The following is a 5,876-nucleotide window of genomic DNA, read 5'->3' on the forward strand; positions in this document are numbered from 1 at the left end:
AGTCGCGCACCCGGCGCAGCAGCCGCCCGGCCACGCGCGGCGTGCCGCGCGACCGGCTGGCGATCTCGCGCGCGCCCTCGTCATTGACCGCCACGCCCATCTTGCGCGCCGCCCCGGTGATGACCCGCACCAGTTCCTCCGGCGTGTAGAACTCCAGCCGCAGCGGGATGCCGAACCGGTCGCGCAGCGGCGTGGCCAGCAAACCCGCCCGCGTCGTCGCCCCGACCAGGGTGAAGGGCGCCAGATCGATCCGCACCGACCGCGCCGACGGCCCCTCGCCGATGATCAGGTCCAGCACATGGTCTTCCATGGCCGGGTAGAGGATCTCCTCGACCGTCGGGGCCAAGCGGTGAATCTCGTCGATGAACAGCACGTCGCGCGGTTCGAGATTGGTCAGGATGGCGGCCAGATCGCCGGCCTTGGCGAGGATCGGGCCGGAAGTGGCGCGGAAGCCGACGCCGAGCTCGCGCGCCACGATCTGGGCCAGGGTGGTCTTGCCCAGCCCCGGCGGGCCGAACAGCAGGACGTGATCCAGTGACTCGCCGCGGCCGCGGGCGGCGTCGATGAAGACCTTCAGATTGCCCTTGGCCTGCTCCTGCCCGACGAACTCGGACAGGGTCTGCGGCCGCAGGGCGCGGTCGTGACCCTCGCCGGGGGCAGCGGAGGCATCCACCAGCCTGTCCTCAGTCATCCCCACACCCGCTCATCCCGGCGAAAGCCGGGACCCAATTCTGTCCAGCTTGACGCCGGCGTTTCAGGACGACCGTTCCGCTGGCCGGGCCGGGGATTCCGTCACCCAAAGCTCTGGGTCCCGGCTTTCGCCGGGATGAGCGGAGAGAGTGGAACATCACCGCCCCAGCTCCTGCAGGGCCGCGCGGATCACCGCCGACAGATCCGCCTCATCACCGAGCCGGATCAGCGCCTGATCGACGGCACGGCGAGCGTTGACCTCGGCCACGCCCAGACCCAGCAGGGCCGAAACCGCCTCGCCGGTGACGCTGGGCGTCGGCGGTGCGATCTCCGCATGAACGCCGGGCGCGCTCGGCGTGAACGACGCATCGCCCAGCGGCTTGCCCTTCAGTTCGGTGACGATCCGCAGCGCCAGTTTCGGTCCCACGCCGTTGGCGCGCGCCACCGCCGCCTTGTCCTCGCGCGCCACCGCCGCGGCCAGTTCGCCGGGCGGCAGGACGTCCAGCACCGACAACGCCGCCTTGGGCCCCACGCCCTGGATGGCGGTCAGCGTCGTGAAAGCGCGTCGCTCGTCGCGCGTCAGGAAGCCGTACAGCCGAGGACCGCTCTCGGCGTTCCAGCTCGACTCGATATGAAGGGTCGCCTCGTCGCCCGGCGCCGGCAACCGGCCCAGCGTCCGCGCCCCGCAGGCCACCACATAGCCCACGCCGGCGCAGTCGATCAGGCAGTGGTCCGCCTCGACCTCAGCCAGCACGCCTCTGAGGCGGCCGATCATGCCGCCCCCCGCAGGGTCGTCAGCAGCGCCCGCTTGCGCATCTGCGCATGGGTGATGGCCACCGCGAGGGCGTCGGCGGCGTCGGCCTTCACATCCCCGGCGGACGGCAGCAGCCGCTTCACCATGAAGGCGATCTGGGTCTTGTCGGCATGGCCGGCGCCGACCACCGCCTTCTTGATCAGGTTCGGCGAATACTCCGCGACCGACAGCCCATGCCGCGCCGGGGCCAGCATCACCGCCGCCCGGGCGTGACCCAGCTTCAGCGTCGAGACCGGGTTCATATTGACGAACACCTCCTCGATCGCCGCCTCGTCGCACCCGTGGTCGGCGCAGACCTGGCCCACGGCCTCGAGCAGGAACAGCAGCCGCTCGCTGAACGGCGCGGTCTCGGGCGGGGCGACGACGCCATGCGCGATCCAGCGCAGGCGCGCGCCCTCGGCCACGACCACGCCCCAGCCGGTGCGGCGCAGACCGGGATCCAGGCCCAGGATTCGAGTCGTTCCGTTCGTCATTCGTTCCATTCATGCCTCAAACGAGGTTGACGAACAATGACCGGCCTCACTCCTCGCGCGGCAGGATCGAAAAGCCCGCGAGGCCGGCCTGGCCGCCGAGCTGGGCCACCAGGCCGTCGACGTCGATGGGCACGGCGCCCTTCACCTTCAGATGATGCTCATGGATCGCGCCGTCCTGGCTCATCATATGGCCGAGGCGCACGACCTTGACGCCCTTGCCGCGCAGCAGCTCGCGGACGGCCGCCCCGGTGGGCGCTTCGCCGCGCTTCCATCTCAGGGTCACGTCCATCACCCCGACGTGGGGCAGTTTGGCGTCCAGCAGTCGCAGCACGGCCAGCACCGCCAGCGTCGCGCCCGAGCCGATCAGCGCCAGGTCCATCATCCCGACGCCGTACAGCACGCCGATCGCCGAGGTGACCCACAGCGAGGCCGCCGTGGTCAGGCCATGCACGGAGAAGCCCTCGCGGAAGATCACCCCGGCGCAGAGAAAGCCGATGCCGGTCAGCAGGCCGTGCGACATCCGCGTGGGGTCGATCACCACCGTCTGTCCCGGCAGGGCGGTGAAGGCCCAGGTCGACTGCTGCATGGCCGCCAGCATCAGCAGGCAGGAGGTCAGGCAGACCAGGATGTGGGTGCGAAAGCCGGCCGGATGGCCGTGATAGGTCCGCTCAACGCCGATCAGGCCGCCGGCCGTCATGGCCGCCACGACCGGCCACACCAGGTCCCAATTCAAAATCACAATTCGCTCCGCTGACTGACGAATCTTCAGCCTAGTCCCGGCGGAGCTTCGGGATCAAGGCGAGCCGGCTATTCCGTCGTCTTGCCGTCGAAATGCTCTTCCTTCGCCTCGGCCTCGGCCTTGGTGGCGCGGACCACACCCTCGTGGTGCTCGGGCGGGCCGTACAGGGTGTAGAGCGTCAGCGGCGCGTCGCCGGTGTTGAAGACGTTGTGCCGGGCGCCGGCGGGCACGATGATGGCGTCGTCATCCTTGATCGGCGTGCGCTTGCCGTCGATCAGCACCTCACCCGCCCCGCTCTCGACCCGGAAGAACTGGTCGTGGTCCTCGTGGACCTCCTCGCCGATCTCCTCGCCGGGCTTCAGGGCCATCAGCACCAGCTGCAGATATTTGCCGGTGTAGAGCACGCGCCGAAAGTCGGTGTTCTCGGTGGTCAGGGTCTCGATGTTGTCGATGAAGCCGTGCATGGAAAATCCTTGGGGAGAGAGGTGTGAGCGGTCAGTGAGATCGACATGACGAGGGGGCGGATCAAGCCGCGCTCCGGCCGCCGATGTCGCTCCATGCCACGGCAACGGTTGGGCGGACCTGCCGTTCCGCTGCCGCCTGCGGGAGGTGGGCGAAATGTACGGTAACGGAACCACAGCCCGGCTCCACGCATTGAAGTCGATCACGGAGACCGACGTTATGGCTGAATCCGCCGACTGCCGACCAGCCGGGCGGGGACTGCACCCGAGCCATTTCTCCGCGCTGCGGACCGAGATACTCCGCACGAGCGCCGACCTGTCGGACCTGCAACTTCGTGACATATCCGACGCCCTTCGAGCGCAGATCCGACTGCGCCGGACGGGATGTTCAATCCAGCGTTCCGAGGCGTGTATCGAAGATCAGGTTCGCGCCTTCGCCTGACGGCGCTCAGCCGGCGTATTTCGCCAGGTCTTCGTCCGAGATGTCCTCGTTCGAATAGACATTCTGGACGTCGTCCTCGGCGTCCAGGGCGTCGAGCAGCTTCATCAGCGTGCCGACCGCCTCGCCGGTGACCGGCACCTCGTTCTGCGGCCGCCAGACCAGGGCCGTGGACTTGGCGTCGCCGAGGATCTTCGACAGGGCCTCGGCGACCTCATTGAGATCCTCGAAGGTGGTCCAGATGGTGTGGCCCGGCGCGTCCTCATAGATGTCGGGCTTGACCAGATCGCTCTCGACGTCCTGGGCGCCGGCCTCGATGGCGGCCTCCATGACAGCGTCCTCGGTTCCGGCCTCGGCCGGATAGATGATCCGGCCCACGCGGTTCCACATGAAGGCGACCGAGTTCATCTCGCTCAGCGCCCCGCCGTTCTTCTTGAACGCAGCGCCGATGTTGGAGGCGGCGCGGTTGCGGTTGTCGGTCAGGGCCTCGACGATGATGCCGACCCCGCCAGGGCCGCGGCCCTCGTAGCGGACCTCTTCCATCATATCGACGTCGCCGCCCGCGGCCTTGTTGATGGCCCGCTGGATCACGTCGCGCGGCAGGCTCTCGGCCTTGGCGTTGTTGACGGCCAGACGCAGGCGCGGGTTCATGTTGATGTCCGGCATGCCCAGCTTGGCCGCCACGGTGATGTCGCGCGACAGCTTGGAGAACAGCTTGGACCGCACCGCGTCGGCGCGTCCCTTGCGGTGCATGATGTTCTTGTATTTCGAATGGCCGGCCATGAGTGTCTCTTGGTGTGCGCTAACGCCCGCGACGCGGTCGCTCGCTGCTTGAGCGCCGACCCCGCAAGGTGAGCCGGGCATCTAGCCGATGGCGGAGAGCCTGTCACCGTTCAGCCCGCGTCGGGTCCAAAAGGCGGAGCCTTTTGACCGCGGGCCAACAACCATGACCGGAACCGGGGCGCGCCACGCGGATTACCGATGCAACGCTACGGGAGCCTGATCCATGACCGCCGAAGACGTCCTGTATGACGCCGAAGTCTATGCCGACGACGACCTCGATGATGCCGACATCGTCGAATGGTACGAGGCCCGGCACGTCACCGTCCCGGCCGCCGTCGCCACCGGAGCCATCATCACCGCCTTCGCCCTGGGCGTGCTGACCGCCGTGGGCGCGCTGGCCCTGATGGGCCGTCTGGACGACTAGGCCTTCAGGCTCTCCAGAAACCCGCGCATCTTGTCATCCACCGGCACGGGCCGCTTGGTTTCGCGGTCGACATAGACGTGGACGAAATAGCCGACCGCCGCCGCCTCCTGCTCCTTGTTGCGGAACAGGCCGATCTCGTAGCGGACGGACGATGTGCCGACGTGAGCGACCCGCACCCCGGCCTCGATCTCGTCCGGGAAGGCAGTGGGCGAGAAATAGCGGCAGCCGGTTTCGACCACGAGGCCGATGGTCTTGCCCGCGTGGATGTCGATGATCCCGTTGACGACCAGCAGCCGGTTCACCGCCGTGTCGAACCACGAGTAATAGACGACGTTGTTGACGTGCCCGTAGACGTCATTGTCCATCCAGCGCGTCGAGATGGCCTGGAACCGGCGATAGTCGCCCCGCTTCGTCCGTTCGATGGTTCCCGTCACGCACGCTCTCCCGTTTATCGTTGAGACAAGCCTTGGGCTTGGCGGACGCGGCGTCAAGCGCCTAGCCTCCCCCATATGCAGACCATCGCCGCCGTTCTCAGGACCATGGGCGCCGCCCGCCCCTATGCCGACAGCCGGCCGCTGGCGCTGGAGACGGTGACGCTCGATCCGCCGGGGCGGGACGAGGTGCGGGTGGCGGTCAAGGCCGCGGGGCTGTGCCATTCGGATCTGAGCGTCATCAATGGCGACCGGCCGCGGCCCCTGCCGATGGCGCTGGGGCATGAGGCGGCGGGGGTGGTGGAGGCGCTGGGCGCGGGCGTCACCGATCTCGAGGTCGGGGACCATGTGGTCATGGTCTTCATGCCGAGCTGCGGCCATTGCGATCCCTGCGCCGGAGGCCGGCCGGCGCTGTGCGAGCCGGGGGCGGCGGCCAACGGCAGGGGCGAACTGCTGGGCGGCGGACGGCGGCTGCATGATGCCGCGGGCGAGCTCAATCATCATCTCGGCTGCTCCGCCTTCGCGGCCCATGCCGTGGTCTCGCGGCGGTCGCTGGTGAAGGTCGATCGCGACCTGCCGTTCGAGCACGCCGCCCTGTTCGGCTGCGCGGTGCTGACCGGCG

General features: G+C 68.5%; 8 protein-coding genes and 1 pseudogene. 2 read left to right on the top strand and 7 right to left on the bottom strand.

Annotated elements, in window-relative coordinates; translation table 11 throughout:
• From ruvB to B2742_RS00970, 6 genes and pseudogenes are all read right to left on the bottom strand, one after another.
• Positions 1–691 (bottom strand): annotated as a pseudogene (gene ruvB, locus B2742_RS00945) (Holliday junction branch migration DNA helicase RuvB); the annotation flags it as partial.
• 156 nt (positions 692–847) lie between these two features.
• A complete protein-coding gene (gene ruvA, locus B2742_RS00950; protein ID WP_292061932.1) occupies positions 848–1,465 on the bottom strand; it encodes a Holliday junction branch migration protein RuvA in 618 nt (205 codons plus the stop codon).
• Positions 1,462–1,977 (bottom strand): crossover junction endodeoxyribonuclease RuvC, encoded by a 516-nt coding sequence (ruvC, locus tag B2742_RS00955; protein WP_292061934.1) that lies wholly within the window; start codon positions 1,975–1,977, stop codon positions 1,462–1,464. The genes ruvA and ruvC overlap by 4 nt, the downstream gene beginning before the upstream one ends.
• A gap of 46 nt (positions 1,978–2,023) precedes the next feature.
• Positions 2,024–2,716, bottom strand: a complete 693-nt coding sequence (locus B2742_RS00960) for an MgtC/SapB family protein (protein WP_349681109.1) — start codon at positions 2,714–2,716, stop codon at positions 2,024–2,026.
• A 68-nt stretch (positions 2,717–2,784) separates the two neighbouring features.
• Positions 2,785–3,180, bottom strand: coding sequence for a cupin domain-containing protein (locus B2742_RS00965; protein ID WP_292061937.1), 396 nt, complete (start codon positions 3,178–3,180; stop codon positions 2,785–2,787).
• A 445-nt stretch (positions 3,181–3,625) separates the two neighbouring features.
• On the bottom strand, positions 3,626–4,399 hold the full coding sequence (locus tag B2742_RS00970) for a YebC/PmpR family DNA-binding transcriptional regulator (protein WP_292061939.1): 774 nt from the start codon (positions 4,397–4,399) through the stop codon (positions 3,626–3,628).
• A 223-nt stretch (positions 4,400–4,622) separates the two neighbouring features.
• Here B2742_RS00970 and B2742_RS00975 point away from each other — a divergent pair, with 223 nt between their 5' ends.
• Positions 4,623–4,823, top strand: coding sequence for a hypothetical protein (locus tag B2742_RS00975; protein WP_292061941.1), 201 nt, complete (start codon positions 4,623–4,625; stop codon positions 4,821–4,823).
• Here B2742_RS00975 and B2742_RS00980 read toward each other — a convergent pair.
• On the bottom strand, positions 4,820–5,257 hold the full coding sequence (locus B2742_RS00980) for an acyl-CoA thioesterase (protein ID WP_292061943.1): 438 nt from the start codon (positions 5,255–5,257) through the stop codon (positions 4,820–4,822). The genes B2742_RS00975 and B2742_RS00980 overlap by 4 nt on opposite strands.
• A gap of 75 nt (positions 5,258–5,332) precedes the next feature.
• On the opposite strand from B2742_RS00980, the gene B2742_RS00985 reads away from it, so the two are divergent.
• A partial coding sequence (locus tag B2742_RS00985; protein WP_292061945.1) for an alcohol dehydrogenase catalytic domain-containing protein occupies positions 5,333–5,876 on the top strand: 544 nt, incomplete at its 3' end.

Source organism: Brevundimonas sp. UBA7664 (assembly GCF_002483305.1).
Classification (GTDB): Bacteria; Pseudomonadota; Alphaproteobacteria; order Caulobacterales; family Caulobacteraceae; genus Brevundimonas.